A 15830-nucleotide genomic window follows, 5' to 3' on the forward strand; every position below is an offset into this window, starting at 1 on the left:
GAGGGAATCAGATTCCCTCAGGGTGGCCCTCACGTACGTCAACTGGAGCGAGCCAGCGCCGGGTCAGGGTGCGGTCGCGCGGATCAGCCGGAGCGCGGCGGGGATGGCGTCCACCAGACCGGACGCCGACGTCGGCACGTCCTCCGCGGCGAGCGCACCCGCCAGCGAGTGCACCTGAGCAGCAGCCGCGGCGGCCAGCCACGGATCGAGTCCGGCAGCCAGCAGCGACCCGACCAGGCCGGTCAGCACGTCGCCGGAACCAGCGGTGGCCAGCCACGACCCGCGCGGGGTGTTCACCGCGACGCGGCCGTCCGGAGCGGCAACGACGGTGCAATGGCCCTTCAGCAGCACGACAGCGTCGTACTTCTTCGCCGCTTCCCGCGCCGCGGCGACCCGATCCGCGCCTGGGCGGCGGCCCATGAGGCGTTCGTACTCGCCGGCGTGCGGGGTGAGCACGAGCGGAGTGTCCGGGTCGCGGGCGTCGAGGACTTCGGGAGTGTTCGCGATGATCGTGGTGGCGTCGGCGTCCGCGCACACCGGGAGGCCCTGGCCGAGGATGTGCCGCAGGATCTCGCGGCCCTCGCCGCCAGTGCCGATGCCCGGGCCGACCACCCACGCCTGCACCCGGCCCGCGTCGGTGACCGAGCCGGTCGCGACGATCTCCGGCCAGCGCGAGCGCACGACGTCCGCGGCGTGTCCGGCGTAGCGGACCATGCCCGCCGTCGCACGCACCGCGGAACCGGACGCGAGCACCGCCGCGCCGGGGTAGGTCGCCGATCCGGCCGCGATCCCGACTACGCCCTGGGTGTATTTGTCGTCTTCCGGACCGGGGATCGGCCACGCCTCGGCGACGTCGGCCAGGTCAAGGCGGTGCAGATCCGGTTCGTTCAGCCAGGGCCGCAGGCCGATGTCCACCAGCACGACCTCGCCGCATTCCTCCGGGGCCAGCACGTGCACGGGCTTGAGCGCCCCGAAAGTGACCGTGCGCGCGGCGGTGACGTGCGGGCCGTCGACCGCGCCGGTGTCCGGATCGACGCCGCTCGGCAGATCCACCGCCACCACCGGCGCTTCGATCCGCGCGACCAGCTCGGCCGCTTCCGGACGCAACGGGCCGCGAGCCGAAATGCCGACGATGCCGTCCACGACGACATCCGCCCGCTCGATCCACTGTGGACTGTCCGCTATGGACACCACGCGCCCGCCGGATCGCCGCAGTGCGGCCAATCCCGCCGGATGAGCCTTCTCCGGCTTCAGCAATACCGCAGCCACCGCGACCCCGCGCCGACGCAGGAAAGCGCCAGCCCACAAGGCATCGCCGCCGTTGTTGCCCGAGCCGACCAGCAGCACCACCCGCCGACCGGAGACACCGCCAGTGTCCTCAGCCAGCAACCCGGCCACTTCGGCGGCGAGGCCGAAGGAGGCCCGGCGCATCAGCTCGCCGTCCGGAGTGCGCGCGAGCAGCAGGTCCTCCGCCGCGCGAATCCGTTCTGTAGTCCAGATTCCCTGCACGGCGGCGGCTCCCTACTCCACGGTGACGGACTTCGCCAGGTTACGCGGCTTGTCGATGTCGTACCCGCGCGAACTCGCGATCTCCGCGGCAAGCACCTGCAGCGGAACGGTGGAAACCAGCGGCTGCAGCAGCGTCGGCACCGCGGGCACCTCGATGAGTTCGTCGGCGAACGGGCGCACGGTCTCGTCGCCCTCCTCGGCGATCACGATCGTGCGCGCGCCCCGCGCCTGGATCTCGCTGATGTTCGACACCAGCTTCGAGTGCAGCACCGCGCGGCCCTTCGGCGACGGCATCACGACGACGACCGGAAGGCCCTCCTCGATCAGCGCGATCGGACCGTGCTTCAGTTCGCCCGCCGCGAAGCCCTCCGCGTGCATGTACGCGAGTTCCTTCAGCTTCAGCGCGCCTTCCAGCGCCACCGGGAACCCGACGTGGCGGCCGAGGAACAGCACCGCGCGCGAGTCGGAGATCCGCCGCGCGATCTCGCGGGTCGGCTCCACAGTGGACAGCACCTTCTGCACCGCGGCCGGCATCGCTTCCAGCTCGGCGAACTCGCGGGCGACCTCGTCCGGGTACTTCGTGCCGCGCGCCTGCGCCAGCGCGAGGCCGACGAGGTAGTTCGCGGCGATCTGCGCGAGGAACGCCTTGGTCGACGCGACCCCGATCTCCGGCCCGGCGTGCGTGTACAGCACGGCGTCGGACTCGCGCGGGATCTGCGCGCCGTTGGTGTTGCAGACCGCCAGGACGCGGGCCTTCTGCTCGCGCGCGTGCCGCACGGCTTCGAGGGTGTCCGCGGTCTCGCCGGACTGGGAGACGGCGACAACGAGCGTGTCGCGGTCGAGAACCGGGTCGCGGTAGCGGAACTCCGAGGCCAGCTCCACCTCGACCGGCAGCCGGCACCAGTGCTCGATGGCGTACTTCGCGACGAGCCCGGAGTGATAGGCCGAACCGCAGGCGATGACGAAGACCTTGTCGACGTCGCGCAGGTCCTGGTCGGAAATGCGCTGCTCGTCGAGGATGATCCGGCCGGCCTCGAAGTGCCCGCGCAGCGTGTTCGCCAGCGCCTCCGGCTGCTCCTCGATCTCCTTGAGCATGAAGTATTCGTGGCCGCCCTTCTCGGCGGCCGACAGGTCCCAGTCGACGGTGAACGGCTTGGCCTGCGCGGCGTCGCCGTGGAAGTCGGTGACCTGGTAGCCGTCGCGGGTGATGACGACCAGCTGGTCCTGGCCCAGTTCGACGGCCTCGCGGGTGTGCTCGATGAACGCCGCGACGTCGGACGCGACGAAGTGCTCGCCCTCGCCGACCCCGACCACCAGCGGCGACGACCGGCGCGCGGCGACGATCGTGTCCGGCTCGTCCGCGTGCGTCACAACGAGGGTGAACGCGCCCTCCAGCCGACGGCACACCGCGGCGACGCTGGCCGGCAGGTCACCCTTGGTGTCGCCCTCGGCGTAGGCGAGGGAAACCAGGTGCGCGGCGGTCTCGGTGTCGGTGTCGCTGGCCATCTCGATGCCCGCGGCCTCGAGCTCGGCGCGCAGGGCGGCGAAGTTCTCGATGATCCCGTTGTGCACCACCGCGACGCGGCCGGCGGTGTCCCGGTGGGGATGCGAGTTGCGGTCGATCGGAGCCCCGTGCGTGGCCCAGCGGGTGTGGCCCATGCCCGCGGTGCCCTCGAACGCGTCGCGGCCGACCTCGTCGAGCCGGGCCTCCAGATTGGCCAGCCGGCCGGCCTTGCGCTCGACGGTCAGCGCGCCGGCGCCGTCCAGCACCGCCACGCCCGCCGAGTCGTAGCCCCGGTATTCCATGCGGCGGAGCCCACCGAGCACGACGTCCAGAGCCGGGCGGTGTCCGACGTATCCCACGATTCCACACACGCGAACTAGCGTAACGAGACAAGTCCAGTCCCCTACTCCGGTCCCTAGAGCGGGGTTTTCAGTGCCGCTGAGCTGGGCGGGCGACGTCCCGGACAACCGTTGACCGGGTCTTCGCGCAGTGTGGCGGCCGACCCCTAAACCGATCGGGGTGGCGCACCGGGCCGGGGAGGGGCACGGGCAGTAAGGTCACGCGCATGGCCAGCAAGCCCAAGCAGCTGCTCACGGAGCTGTCCCACCCGGGACCCCACGAGGTTGTGCGCGGCAACCTCGCCCTGGTCGGACTGCCCGGCGTCGTGTTCACCCCGCGCCAAGGCCTTGGCCTGCCCGCCATCGCGTTCGGGCACGGCTGGATGCAGCCGGCCACCCGCTACCGGCAGCTGCTGCGCCACCTCGCGAGCTGGGGAGTGGTCGCCGCGGCCCCCGCGACCCAGCTCGGCCCGCTCCCGTCGCACCGCCTGCTGGCCGGCGACCTGCTGACGACGCTCGACGTCGTCACCACGGTCCGCCTCGGCCCGGACGGCATCAGCGTCGACCCGGAGAAACTGGGCCTGGCAGGCCACTCCACCGGCGGCGGTTCGGCAGTGCTGGCAGCCGCCCAGTCCGCCGGAGCAGGCGACGACGCCCGCCCGAAGGTCCGCGCGGTGGCGACGGTAGCCGCGGCACAGACCTTCCCGCCCGCGACGGACGCCGCGAAGCTGATCAGCGCCCCCGGCCTGCACCTGGCCGTGGACGGCGACCTGGTCGCCCCGGCAGTCGGCCACGCGGACGCGATCGCCCAGGCGTGGGCCGGTCCGGTGCAACTGCGGACGCTGGCGAAGTCATCCCACCTCGCGGTGACCGAGGGCCGGCACTGGAGCCAGCTGCTGCTGCAGGGCAAACCGCAGCGGGCGACTCAGCAGCTGACGAAGGCGCTGTTCACTGCGTTCTTTCTCACGCATTTGACGGGGACGGACAAGTACCTGCCGCTGCTGGACGCGGATGTAAAGCGGGCGCCGATCGAGGTTCCTGAGGACGAGGAACCGGCTGCCTGATCAGGTAGCCAACCAGTCGGTGTTCGTGAAGTCGTCCTCGTCGTGGTGCACGCCGCGACGATGCCGCCCCGACGGAGCCGCGGGCGGTGCCGGAGCGGGAGCCGGCGGAGGCGTGCTCGGCCGCTGCGGAGCAGGCTCGGCCGCCGGGTAGTCAGCGCGACGTTCCTTCTCCGCTTCGTCGTCTTCGAAACCGAAGCTGACCTCGCCCTTGGCCTTGTCGCCGACCGTCGACTCCATCACCCAGCCGCCGGCCTTCGCCGCGCGACGAGCGCTCTCCTGCACGCGGACGATCACCTGGCCGACCGTGCGCAACTGCTTGTCGCTGGCCTCTTTGCTTTCCTTGAGGTCTTTCCGGACCCGGCTGCCGATCAACGCGAGCCGTTCCTCCGCCTCGCGTTCGATCTGAGCCATCTTGTGGCGGAATCCCGCCCCCAGGTCTTCGCTGCTCACCGCGTCCTCCCCCGTCCTAACGGCCAGGCTGATCGTCGTCGAGCAACGACCCGCTGATCCGGTTCGAGTTGGACTGCGAACCGAAAAGACCGCCGTCGACCCGGTACGCGCTCGACGAACGTTCCTGCTCCTGTCCGCCGCCCGGCGCGTTGCCGAGCCCGCCCATCATGCCCCCGCCCATCATGGCCGGAGTGCCGGAACCGGTCGCGTCGTGGTGCACCGGCGCGGTACCGAGCTGCGAGGTGTCGGTCGGCGGAGCGTCGCCTGCCGAAGCGGCCATCGGGTCGGCGGTGTCGCCGAGGCCGTCGTGCGGAACGGTGCCGATGCCGGGGTCGGAGGAGAACGGGTCGAGCACCGATTGGGCGGTAGTCGACTCGTCCGGTCCCGACGCCGCCGCGGCGGGCGCGCTCGCTGGCTCGTGAGTCACCGGCAGTTCGTGCGACGGCGGCTGGCCCGGGACGATCCGGTGCTCCTGCGCAGCGGGCTGGTCAGGAGCAGCCTGGTGGCTCTGCGCGGCGGGCTGCTCGGGAACGATCTGGTGGCCCTGCGCGGCGACCTGGTCCGGGACAGCCTGGTTCGCGGCAGCGGCGACCGGCTGGCCCGCTGCTGCCGCTGCGTCCGGCACCGGCGTTCCGGGAGGCGTCGGTCCGCCCGGAGTAGCCTGCCCGCCGACCGCGGCTCCACCGCCGGCGGTGTGGCCGCTGGGGTTGAGCGCACCGTCGTCACCGAGGGTGTACTTCGTGGGATGGCCCGAGCCGTCGTCGATCGTCACGACCGTCGGGCCGTCGGCTCCAGACGGCCGTTCGGCCACGATCGACAGCTTGCCGTCCTGGATGTGGATCTTGCCGTCCGGACCCGGCTGGTACTTCTGCGCGCCGTCCTGGTTCTTCGCGGCGTCCTGGCCCGGGGTTCCGTCGTGGCCCTGGCTGGTCCCTTGCGCACCGTCGTGGCTTTGCGCACCGTCGTGGCCCTGCGGTCCGAACCCGGTCGCCGGGTCCGGGTGCTGCTGCCCGGGCACCGGGGTCCCCGGCGGCTGCGTCGCGTCCGGCTTTGCCTGGTCGCCGAAGTCGAGGTCGTAGGTCTTCTGCTTGCCCGTGCCGTCGTCGACGCTGATCCCCATGTGCCCGTCCTTGCCGGGTTCGGACATGGAGATCTTGTGCCCGTCGTGCTCGACGGTCATCGTCTCGGGCTCTTCGGGCTTGAGCGCCGCGCCCGTCTTCGGGTCGATCGGATACGGCTGCCCGGTCTTCGGATCGACCTCGAGCGGCTGGTGAGTGACCGGGTTGAGCCCCTCCGCCGACTGCGGCTGGGTTTGCGGAGTCTCCGGCATCTTGGGCGTCTGCGCCGCGGCCGGGGTCGGCCCGGAGCCGCCGGTGCTCGGCATTCCCGAGTCCTTGCCACCGCCGCCGGAGGACGACGGCGTGGTCTGCTGGCCGCCCCCGTCGGACTGCTTGCCGCCGCCCTGGTCAGCGGGCTTCGACGACGTGGTGAAGAGATCCTCGCGAGCCTTGCCCAGCGAAGCGCCCAGCTCGTTCCACACCTGGTCGACGCTCGTGCGCGTGTGCTCGCAGACCTGCTGCCAGTTCGTGACGTGCTTGTCCATGAACCCGCAGAACCCGGCGAGCCACTTCTTGGCCCACTCCTGCCCGGCGTCCTTGGTGTCGTCGCCGAGGTCGCACTTGTCTCCGTTGACGGTGTTCTTCAAGTCTTCGGGCATGAACCGGACGAAGTGCTTGAAGTCGTCGTCACTCGCGTTGCGGCCCATCTCGGCGACCCGGATCAACCGATCGATGTCGCCGGGCGAGAACTGCCCCTTGGTGGGGTACTCGGTGATGTAGTACTCCTGCAGCCACTGGCATTTCGCCCGGATCAGCTTCGCGATCGAGGCGATGCTGCGGTCGATCAGGCCCGCCCCGTCCTTCAGGGTCTGCTCGACGGCCTTGGTGCCGTCGGTGATCCCCTTCCAGGACTGCTGAGCCGAATCCCGCGCGTTGCCCGACCAGTTGGCGAACACGGTCGCCATCCGGTTGTCCTGGTCGGCCGCGGCGTCCACAATGGACGCGTTGACGTCCGTCAATTCCTTGGCAGCGGCCTTGAACTTGTCGAACGGGATGTCCCGCTGCTCGTCGAACGGGTCGCCGACGTGCGGCTGGAACGGGTGCTCCGGCAGGTTCTGCGCGACGAGACCGCGGGCGCGGTTGTAGAGGGGCAGCAGGTTCCGGAACGGCTGCAGACCCGAGACGCCGAGGTCGAGGATCTCGTTGGAGTTCGCGACACCCGGGTCGGTGTCAGTGTTCTTGGCCCCTTGGTCCTTCAGCTTCTGCTTGTCGCCGTCGACCGCCTGCTGCTGCTTGTCCTGCGCAGCCTTCGCGCCTTTGTCGGCGTCGCCCTTCGCCATGCTGTACCACTTGTCGACGTCGCCAGCGCTCGACGTCTCCCAGTCCATATCCCCTTCGGAGATGTTGAACCGTTTCTTGTAGAAGTCCCGCCAGTGGTTGCGGTCCTCGTCCCCTTGGAAGCCGTAACTCTGCGCGTCGCCCTCTTCTTCTTCGTCCTCGACGTAGTCGAAGTAGCGAAGCGCCAGACCCCGTTTGGTGTTATCGGGAACGCTGGGGTCGTTCATCAACTGCTGGAACTCTTGGAAGGACGGGATAGTCCCGTTGCGCTCGGCCATCAGCGTTTGCCGCTCTTCGTGATGGAATCCGAGCTGCTCGCCTCGTTGGCGGTGTACTTCTTGCTCGCCGACCCGAGGTTGTTCCCGAAGTCCTCAGACGCCTTCACGTAGCTGTCGACGCATTTGCCGACCGCTTCGATGCCGGTCTTGTACAGCTGGAACGAGCCGTGGTGCTTGCGCCCGAAGTCCGCCTCGGTGATCTGCATCTGCTTCAACGCGGGCAGCGTCGTCTGCAGACGGTCCTTCGCCGCGTCCCGGACAAATCCGCCCGCCGTTTCCAGCATCTGCGGATCGACGTTCTGTCGGTTCCCCACGCTCGCCCCTCCTCGACTGCCGAGTTTTTCCGGACCTTGGACGCACGGAAGCCGTCGGCGGTGCCGGACACTCGTCTACGGAATGTACCCGGAGAGTGACGAGGGGCGCAGCGATTCGGGCAGTTCGGTCAGGAGACCGCGGACACGACTCCAGCCAGCCGGTCCGCCGCGGCCTGGGCCGTGGCGTGGGCCGGGGCTTCGACCATGACCCGCACCAGCTGCTCGGTTCCCGACGGACGCAACAGAACCCGCCCCTCCTCGCCGAGTTCCGCTTCGACCTCGCCGACCGCGTCGCGGACTTCAGCCGAGCCTGCCACCGCCGCTTTGTCCGCGACCGGGACGTTGACCAGGACTTGCGGCAGCCGGTTCATCACCGCGGCCAGTTCGGCGAGCGGTTTGCCCGTCGCGGCCATCCGGGCCATCAGGCGCATCGCGGTCAGGAGGCCGTCGCCGGTGGTGGCGTGGGCGGGGAGGACCACGTGGCCGGACTGTTCGCCGCCGAGGGCCAGGCCCGAGGCGCGCAGTTCCTCCAGCACGTAGCGGTCACCCACCGCGGTCGTGACGACCGTGATGCCGTGTGCCTTCATCGCCAGGTGCAGGCCGAGGTTGCTCATCACAGTCGCGACCAGGGTGTCCTTCACCAGCGCGCCCTCTTCGGCCAGCGCCAGCGCCAGGACGGCCATGATCTGGTCGCCGTCCACCAGTTCGCCCGCGGCGTCGACGGCCACGCAGCGGTCGGCGTCTCCGTCGTGGCCGATGCCGAGGTCGGCGCCGTGTTCGACGACTGCCGCGCGCAGCAGGTCAGGGTGGTTTGAGCCACAGCTGTCGTTGATGTTGATGCCGTCCGGCTCCGCGTGCAGGGCCACGACCTCGGCGCCTGCCCGGCGGTACGCCTCCGGGGCGGCCGCGGACGACGCGCCGTTCGCGCAGTCCACCACGACCTTCAGGCCGGCCAGCGGATGCGGCGTCGCGGCGACCAGGTGCTCGATGTACTTGTCGAGCGCGTCCGGGACGTCGGTGACGCGGCCGACCCCGTCGCCGGTCGGGCGGGTGACGCCGGTCGCGTCGAGGCCGGATTCGATCTCGTCCTCGATGCTGTCCGGCAGTTTGTGCCCGCCGGCGGCGAAGAGCTTGATGCCGTTGTCCGGCATGGGGTTGTGCGAGGCGGAGATCATCACGCCGAGGTCCGCCTCCAGCGCACCGACGAGGTACGCGACGGCGGGCGTCGGCAGCACGCCGAGCCGCAGGACGTCCGCACCGGCCGACGCGAGGCCCGCCACCACGGCGGCCTCCAGCATCTCGCCGCTGGCGCGCGGGTCGCGGCCGACCACGGCCACCGGACGGTGCGAACGGTCGTGCGCCGCCAGCACTCGGGCGGCGCTCGCCGCGACCGACAGGGCCAGCTCCGGGGACAGGTCGGCATTGGCCAGACCGCGTACCCCGTCGGTGCCGAACAGTCGAGCCATCTCGACCTCCTTGTCCCTTGATTCACCGGCCTCGGGGCGCGCCGGGCCTCGACAAACCTAGCGCCGGACCCGGCAGGGGTGATCCCCTGCCCTACCCCAAGAGAGTCGTGCCGGCGGCGGAAAACGCATCAACCAGCCCGGAAAACGCCGGAAGCGCCCATCCGATGGACGGATGGGCGCTTCCGGGGTTGCGCCAGGCGCGAAAATCAGCGCTTGGAGTACTGCGGGGCCTTGCGGGCCTTCTTGAGGCCGTACTTCTTCCGCTCCGTGGCGCGCGCGTCACGGGTCAGGAAGCCGGCCTTCTTCAGGGCCGGGCGGTCGTCGGCGTCGACCTCGACCAGCGCACGGGCGATGGCGAGACGCAGCGCGCCCGCCTGGCCCGAGATCCCGCCGCCCTTGAGGTTGGCGAAGATGTCGAAGGAGTCCGGCTTCTCGACGGTGACGAGCGGCTCCTTGATGAGCTGCTGGTGCACCTTGTTCGGGAAGTACTGCTCGAGCGACTTGCCGTTGAGCTTGAACTCACCGGTACCCGGCACGACGCGGACGCGGACCACGGCCTCCTTGCGGCGGCCGACCGTCTGCGCGTTGCCACCGGCGGCACGCGACGGGCGCGGGGCGGCGGCGGACTCGCTGGTCGCCACGGCCTCGGCGGGGGTCTCGGTCGAAGCGACGACCTCGGTCTCGGTGCTGGTCAACTGTTCCTCACTCACTGCGCGACCTGCGCGATCTTGGTGATCTCGCGCGCCTGCGGCTGCTGCGCGGCGTGCGGGTGCTGCGGGCCGGCGTACACCTTCAGCTTCTTGGCCATGGCGCGGCCGAGCTTGTTCTTCGGCAGCATGCCCTTGACCACCTTCTCAACGAGGTGCTCAGGCTTGGTGTCGAGCAGCTCGCCGAAGGAGCGCTTCCGCAGACCGCCGGGGTAACCGCTGTGCCGGTACGCGAACTTCTGCTCGCGCTTGTTACCGGTGAGAGCGACCTTCTCGGCGTTGACGATGATGACGAAGTCACCGGTGTCCACGTGCGGGGCGTAGGTCGGCTTGTGCTTGCCGCGCAGCAGCGTGGCGACCTCGGTCGCGAGCCGTCCGAGCACGACATCCTCGGCGTCGATCACGTGCCAGGCACGAGTGACGTCGCCGGGCTTGGGGCTGTACGTGGGCAAGGGTCTACCTCGTCGTCATTGCGTGTGGGTAATGTGCGGGCCGAGCGCTGACGCGCCGCAACGCACAACGACATATGAAGATACCCCTGTGGTCCCGCCTCTTGTGCAGCGGGGGTGCGAAGGCGCCTCGTCGGCCGGTCACAGCGTACCCGACCGGTTCCCGGAACCACCACGCCGCCGCGCGGGTCGAACCAGGATGAGACGATTCCGACGCGCGGACGCGCGAGCACGACGAGCACCTGGGGACAGCAGTTGAAGACACGAGCGAGGACGATCCGAGCCGCACGGACAGCGGGAGCCGTCGCCGCCGTGCTGGCTCTCGCGACCGCGTGCGGGCAGGCCCGCGCCGGCACCGCGCTGCCCGACGGCGACCAGGCCGCCGCGTACGTCGGCGCGAAGTTCGAGAAGGCCATGTCGAAGCTCGCGGACACGATCGTCGAGCCGCGCAATGTGACCAACTCCGCGGACCGGTACTTCAAGTTCGACGACAAGTACCTGCACAACATCGTCACCTCCGCGCGCACCGGCAGCCCGGAGAGCCGGATCGTGCACAACCGGTCGCAGAAGAACCCCAACGAGTTCCTCGACTCGTTCACCCCGGCCGACGGCGCCGTCGAGTACCTCTACCTCGGCCCGGCCTACAAAACGCTCGCGCCGACGCCGTGGGTATCGATGCCCAAGCCGGAGGCCGGGCTCGTCCAGCCGTGCGCGTGGGGCGGGGTGCAGATCGCGTGCAAGATGGGCGACGCGGTCGACAGCGCGTACAAGGCGGACAAGAAAGCGCTGCGCGGCGCCAAGAGCTCCGCGGACGGCACCGAGCAGCTGACCGTGAACGTGCCGTTCCCGATCTTCCTCGACCGGCGCGTCGAACTGCTCCCGGACAAGGTGCTCAACCAGGTCGGGCCGGAACTGCGCAAGGCAGTCGTGCCGAGCACGATCACGCTCAAGCCGGACGGCTCGCTCGCCGCGTTCACCATGGGAGCCAAGTTCGAGGGCGACGGGCACAAGGTCGAACTGCGCTACGAGTTCAAGTTCACCGGAGAGGCCACCTCCTCGGACCTGCCGACGGTGCCGGACGCCTCGCAGGTCACCGTCCTCGCGGACGACGCGGCCAAACAGGACTTCTACCGCAGGCTCGGCGAACTGCAGGGTCGCTGATGCGCGCCCTTCCGCCGATCGATCTCCGAGGTGAGCACTGATGACCCAGCCTCCCGACCAGTACCCGCAGGGGCAGCCGCAGTGGTGGCAGCCGGGGACGAACGCGCCGCAGCAGCAGGGTTATCCGTCCGGAGTGGACAGTTCCGGACAGCAAGGGCAGTGGGCACAACCTCCGGCGCAGCAACAGTTTCCGCAGGGGCAGTACCCACCGTCGCAGTATCCGCAGCAGGGTTATCCGCCCTACGGTCAGCCGCAGAGCCAGCCGACCCCGGCGCAGCAGCCGTCGGGAGGAAACCCTTACGGCGGCGGGTTCCAGCCATCCGAATACGGCGGGCTCGGCGCGTTTTCCTCTGCCAAGCCGGGAAAACCGCGGTCGAAGAAACCGTTCCTGATCGCCGGAGCGGTCGTTGTGGTGCTCGCCGCGGCGGGCGGGATCGCGTGGGCGACCGGAGTGTTCCGCGGGGACACCCTTGACCAGAAGTCGTTGCAGGAAGGCGTTTCCCGAGTTCTCAACGAGAGCTACGGCGAGCCGGACGTGAAGAACGTCGCTTGCCCCTCCGGCCAGACGATCGAGAACGGCACCACTTTCGACTGCACAGTGCAGGTCGGCGGACAGCCGAAGAAGGTCACCGTGCGCGTGCTCAACGACAAGCCAGAATATTCCGTCGGCGCTCCGCACTGAGCAGCGAGGGTCGTTCCGGAACCGGAGCTTTCAGCCGGGGCAGCGCACTCGGCGGCTAGCCAGAATATTCCATCGCCCCCCGGCGAAAGCCTTTCCCGAAAACGAAAACGGCGGGCCGACACCCGAAGGTGCCTGGCCCGCCGTGGTTTCGGAGCTTGGCTCAGAACAGGTTCTGCACCGAGCGGTCCGTCGCCGTGTAGCCGTCCGCGATCTGCGGCAGCACAGCGGCGATCTGCGCGAGAAGCTGACCGAACTCCTCGAACTTCTGGTTCCACTCGTTCTGGGCCTGGTGGTACTGGTCCTTCGCTTCACCGGTCCAGCTGTTGGTCAGCGGAGCGAGGTCGCTCTGCAGGTTGTCGAAGAGGGTGCGCAGCTCGCCACCGGTGGCGGTGCAGTCCTCAGCGGCGCGGTGGATGGTACCCGGATCAACAACAATGCGGCCGTCAGGCATGTCGAACTCCTGTCAGAAGAAAGAATGAAAGATGGAGGCGAATCTGGAACGGAAAAGAACTGGATCAGCCGAGAACGCCGAAGCCCTTGTTGAGCGAGTTGATGTGCTCGTGCTGAGCCGCTTCGCTCTTGGCGTAGGTGGATCCCGCTTCCTGGAGCAGCTCACCGATGCGGTGCAGCGCGTCGTTCAGGCCGCGACCGCAGTCGTCAAAGCGGCGCATGACGTTGTCGAAGGCACGCTGGGCGTCGCCTTCCCAGCCCGCGCGGGTCGCTTCGATGTTGGAGCGCAGGTCGCTCAGGTTCTTGTTCATCCGGCTGGTCGCGTCGACGACGCGCCCTTCCGCCGCGGTGAATTCCTTCGGATCCCCAGTGAAACCGCCAGCAGCCATGGGAGCTACCCCCTTCGTCAGTGGTTGTGCGCGCCGGCTGGTGTTTCCGGCACTGCACCTACGACGAAGACATTGCCAGTTCGGTTCACACTTGTCGCGACTTCTTCGCAAGTAGTTGCTTGCGTGAACGCGCCATCAGGGAACCGGTCGGCAACGGCCGGGTGAACGGCGTGCCGGCGACCCCGAAAAAACCTTGTCCACCAGCGTGGTTAGCACACGCACAGCCGGTTCCCGGAAACTTTCAGGAGTCCCGGCTCATGATTCGCGACTGCGAAAAGTCCTCGTCCTCTTCACTCGTCCGTGTCTGTTCGGGCGGAATCTCCGGACGAAGGGGAACCGGCTCGGGCGCGACGGGCTCGGCCGGCATCGGCAATCCGCGGGCCGCACGGAACCGGCGGGCGGCCCCGCGCAACGCGGACGGCGCGGGTTCCGCGGCGCCGGAAAGCCGCCGCCTGCCGAACTCCTTCAGCAATTCCCGGTTCTCATTGCGGTGCCGTTCGCTGCGCGCGAGCGCGGTGCCCGCGACGCGGCGCGAGAAGGTGACGGCGTCCTGTCCGGCTCGGGTGAAGGCCGCCGGCGCGGATTCCGGTTCGGAGGCCACAGATGCTCCTTCAGCTGGTGATCTTCAGCGTGCGCACCACTTGCTCGCACGCGGCGTCGACGCGCTGCTGCACCGCGGGTGATTGGTACTGGCAGCCGACGTGCACGCGGATCCGGCCCTGCACGAGCACATACCAGCGGACGGTAATCCGTTCCGGTTTGCTCTCGACGTAGCCGATCACGTTCCGGCCACCGTAAGTCAGATCAGGCTGGAACGCAGTGTAGTTCGCGTTTCCGCTGACCCCGGACCGCAAGGCGTCGACGAGTTTCTGCCGGTCGGCCGTCGCGTCGTAGTCCATCACGAACTCCTGCGCGAGCACGAGATCGTTGCCCTTGTCGGCGTCCTGCGGGTGCAGGATGACCTGCCGGTCGGCGACCTCGTCGGTGGTCTGGATCCAGTCGTTGGGCGCGACGAGGCTGAAGTCGTACTGGGAGAACGAACGGCCTTGATCGGAGCTGTCTCCGCTGCTGACGAAGTAGACGACTCCGCCCGCGATCAGCGCCACGACCGCCACCGCCGCGGTGATCAACCACAGCCGACGGCGTTTCTTCGCCTTTCCGCCGGAGTCGCCCGCGGCGTCCGCGCCGGGAGCGGTGAACCCGCCGTTCGCGGAACTGTTCTGCCCCAACGAGTTCTTGCCCGGTCCAGTCTGCAATGGACTCGGCCCGGCGGGCACCGCGACGCCGAACGGCGCGCTTTGCGGCCCCCTCGCCGGATCTGCGGGCGAGAACCCCCGCGGCGGCAACGGCTGCGCCGGAGCACTCCGCGGCGGCGCGTTCAGTGCGTTCGGTGCCGGCGGCGGACCACGGCGGATCGGCGCGTCTCCTCGGACGATCTCGGTGCGGTGCTCCGAGTGCCCCGGGATCGACGAACCGGGCAGCACGCCGGTGCGGTCCGGTTCCAGCAGCACCGCCCGGAGCGCGCCGCGTGCCACGACCGTCTCGGGCTGGTCCAGGCTCGTCGGCACCACGCCGGTGCGCTCGTGCACGAGCCGGGAAATCATCGGGATCCGGCTCGAACCGCCGACGAGGAAGATCGCCGCGAGCTGTTTGGGGCGCAGGCCGGAATCCGCGATCGCGGCACTGGTCAGCTCGACCACCCGGCCGAGCGGAGCCGCGATCAGCCGTTCCAGGTCCACCCGCGTCACGTGCGCGTCCGCGAACGGCGGCGGCAACGGCACATCGGTGTACGTGTGCCGCGACAGCGTTTCTTTGGCACCTCGGACGTCCTGGCGCAGCACCCGGCGCCGCCGGCGCTCAGCCAGCTCGCGGCCTTCGACGAGTTGCTGCCAAGCCTGCGGATCCGTGCCGGACACCAGCGACCCGACGTGCTCCAGCAACGCCTGGTCGATGTCGGCCCCGCCGAAGCTCGGATCGCCTCGCGTGGCCAGCACCTGGAACCCGCCCCGCTGCGGGGGCGCACCCGGCACGCGGGCCGCGCGCGCTGCCTCCGGCGACCGCTGGACGACGCTGACGTCGACCGTGCCGCCGCCGAGATCGAGCACCGCCAGCGCGTCGCCAGGACGGCCGGAGAACTCGACCGTCCGACCGCCCGGCGAAATCTCCGGGGCGAAGGTGGCCGCGTGGTACACCGCCGCGGCCACCGGTTCCGGCACCAGCGCCACCTCGCGCGCCAGCCTGCCCGCGGCCTGGCGCAGCAGCCGGGTGCGGATCGCGCCCCAGTCCGCCGGGTGGGTGAGCACCAGCAGGTCCACTTCGACGTCGCCCGCGACGCGCCGCGCCTCGGCGACCGCCCGGTCCAGCACCGCGTGCACGACGTCGATGACCCGCAGCACCGAATCGCCGAGCAGCAGATCGCCCTCGTCGATCCGCCGCTTCGGATTCGGCTCGTACCGCGACGGGTCGACGGCCGCCTGCCGCTCGGCCTCCTGGCCGACGAACAGGGTGCCGTCGGACGCCGCGTACACCGCCGAGGACATCAGCGGCTGCCCGTCGATCACCACGACCTGCGGCTCGCGGCCGTTGACCGACACGACGACGCAGGTGCTCGAGGTCCCGAAGTCGACCGCGACCCGCACCGTCACCGGGCACCCCTTCCGTCAACCGCGACGG

At 69.7% G+C, this 15830-nt stretch carries 15 protein-coding genes; 3 read left to right on the forward strand and 12 right to left on the reverse strand.

Annotated elements, in window-relative coordinates; translation table 11 throughout:
- Positions 1-63: 63 nt before the first annotated feature.
- Positions 64-1509: an NAD(P)H-hydrate dehydratase gene (locus EIZ45_RS43590; RefSeq protein WP_043835273.1), complete on the reverse strand. Its 1446-nt coding sequence runs from the start codon at positions 1507-1509 to the stop codon at positions 64-66.
- Positions 1510-1521: 12 nt separating this feature from the next.
- A complete protein-coding gene (glmS, locus tag EIZ45_RS43595) occupies positions 1522-3384 on the reverse strand; it encodes a glutamine--fructose-6-phosphate transaminase (isomerizing) (RefSeq protein WP_043835275.1) in 1863 nt (620 codons plus the stop codon).
- Positions 3385-3578: 194 nt separating this feature from the next.
- Between glmS and EIZ45_RS43600 the strand changes: the two genes are divergently transcribed.
- Entirely contained in the window at positions 3579-4415 is an 837-nt protein-coding gene (locus tag EIZ45_RS43600; protein WP_043835277.1) for a dienelactone hydrolase family protein, read from the forward strand.
- Here the strand turns inward: EIZ45_RS43600 and EIZ45_RS43605 are convergent, their stop codons facing one another.
- The 6 genes from EIZ45_RS43605 to rplM all read right to left on the reverse strand — a co-directional run bounded on the left by EIZ45_RS43605 (position 4416) and on the right by rplM (position 10478).
- Positions 4416-4865 (reverse strand): hypothetical protein, encoded by a 450-nt coding sequence (locus EIZ45_RS43605; RefSeq protein WP_134663752.1) that lies wholly within the window; start codon positions 4863-4865, stop codon positions 4416-4418. It lies immediately after the preceding gene.
- A 16-nt stretch (positions 4866-4881) separates the two neighbouring features.
- Entirely contained in the window at positions 4882-7539 is a 2658-nt protein-coding gene (locus EIZ45_RS43610) for a WXG100 family type VII secretion target (protein ID WP_134663751.1), read from the reverse strand.
- Positions 7539-7853 (reverse strand): hypothetical protein, encoded by a 315-nt coding sequence (locus tag EIZ45_RS43615; protein ID WP_235146890.1) that lies wholly within the window; start codon positions 7851-7853, stop codon positions 7539-7541. The genes EIZ45_RS43610 and EIZ45_RS43615 overlap by 1 nt, the downstream gene beginning before the upstream one ends.
- A gap of 128 nt (positions 7854-7981) precedes the next feature.
- A complete protein-coding gene (gene glmM, locus EIZ45_RS43620; RefSeq protein WP_037816242.1) occupies positions 7982-9319 on the reverse strand; it encodes a phosphoglucosamine mutase in 1338 nt (445 codons plus the stop codon).
- Between the two features lie 206 nt (positions 9320-9525).
- Positions 9526-10014 (reverse strand): 30S ribosomal protein S9, encoded by a 489-nt coding sequence (gene rpsI / locus EIZ45_RS43625; RefSeq protein ID WP_037816243.1) that lies wholly within the window; start codon positions 10012-10014, stop codon positions 9526-9528.
- Positions 10015-10025: 11 nt separating this feature from the next.
- Positions 10026-10478, reverse strand: coding sequence for a 50S ribosomal protein L13 (rplM, locus tag EIZ45_RS43630; protein WP_009072361.1), 453 nt, complete (start codon positions 10476-10478; stop codon positions 10026-10028).
- A 309-nt stretch (positions 10479-10787) separates the two neighbouring features.
- Here rplM and EIZ45_RS43635 point away from each other — a divergent pair, with 309 nt between their 5' ends.
- Together EIZ45_RS43635 and EIZ45_RS43640 are read left to right on the forward strand one after the other, a co-directional pair.
- Entirely contained in the window at positions 10788-11636 is an 849-nt protein-coding gene (locus EIZ45_RS43635; RefSeq protein WP_093572674.1) for a hypothetical protein, read from the forward strand.
- Positions 11637-11676: 40 nt separating this feature from the next.
- Complete coding sequence (locus tag EIZ45_RS43640) at positions 11677-12318, forward strand: DUF4333 domain-containing protein (protein WP_134663750.1); 642 nt, start codon at positions 11677-11679, stop codon at positions 12316-12318.
- 160 nt (positions 12319-12478) lie between these two features.
- Here EIZ45_RS43640 and EIZ45_RS43645 read toward each other — a convergent pair whose 3' ends face one another.
- From EIZ45_RS43645 to EIZ45_RS43660, 4 genes are all read right to left on the reverse strand, one after another.
- A complete protein-coding gene (locus EIZ45_RS43645) occupies positions 12479-12769 on the reverse strand; it encodes a WXG100 family type VII secretion target (protein ID WP_037816245.1) in 291 nt (96 codons plus the stop codon).
- A gap of 64 nt (positions 12770-12833) precedes the next feature.
- Entirely contained in the window at positions 12834-13157 is a 324-nt protein-coding gene (locus EIZ45_RS43650; RefSeq protein ID WP_009072357.1) for a WXG100 family type VII secretion target, read from the reverse strand.
- A 241-nt stretch (positions 13158-13398) separates the two neighbouring features.
- Entirely contained in the window at positions 13399-13758 is a 360-nt protein-coding gene (locus tag EIZ45_RS43655; RefSeq protein WP_037816246.1) for a hypothetical protein, read from the reverse strand.
- A gap of 10 nt (positions 13759-13768) precedes the next feature.
- A complete protein-coding gene (locus tag EIZ45_RS43660; protein ID WP_134663749.1) occupies positions 13769-15802 on the reverse strand; it encodes a type VII secretion-associated protein in 2034 nt (677 codons plus the stop codon).
- Positions 15803-15830: the final 28 nt, after the last annotated feature.

Origin of the sequence: Amycolatopsis sp. CFH S0740 (assembly GCF_004522315.1) — a bacterium.
In the GTDB taxonomy this organism is placed as follows: Bacteria; Actinomycetota; Actinomycetes; order Mycobacteriales; family Pseudonocardiaceae; genus Amycolatopsis; species Amycolatopsis nivea.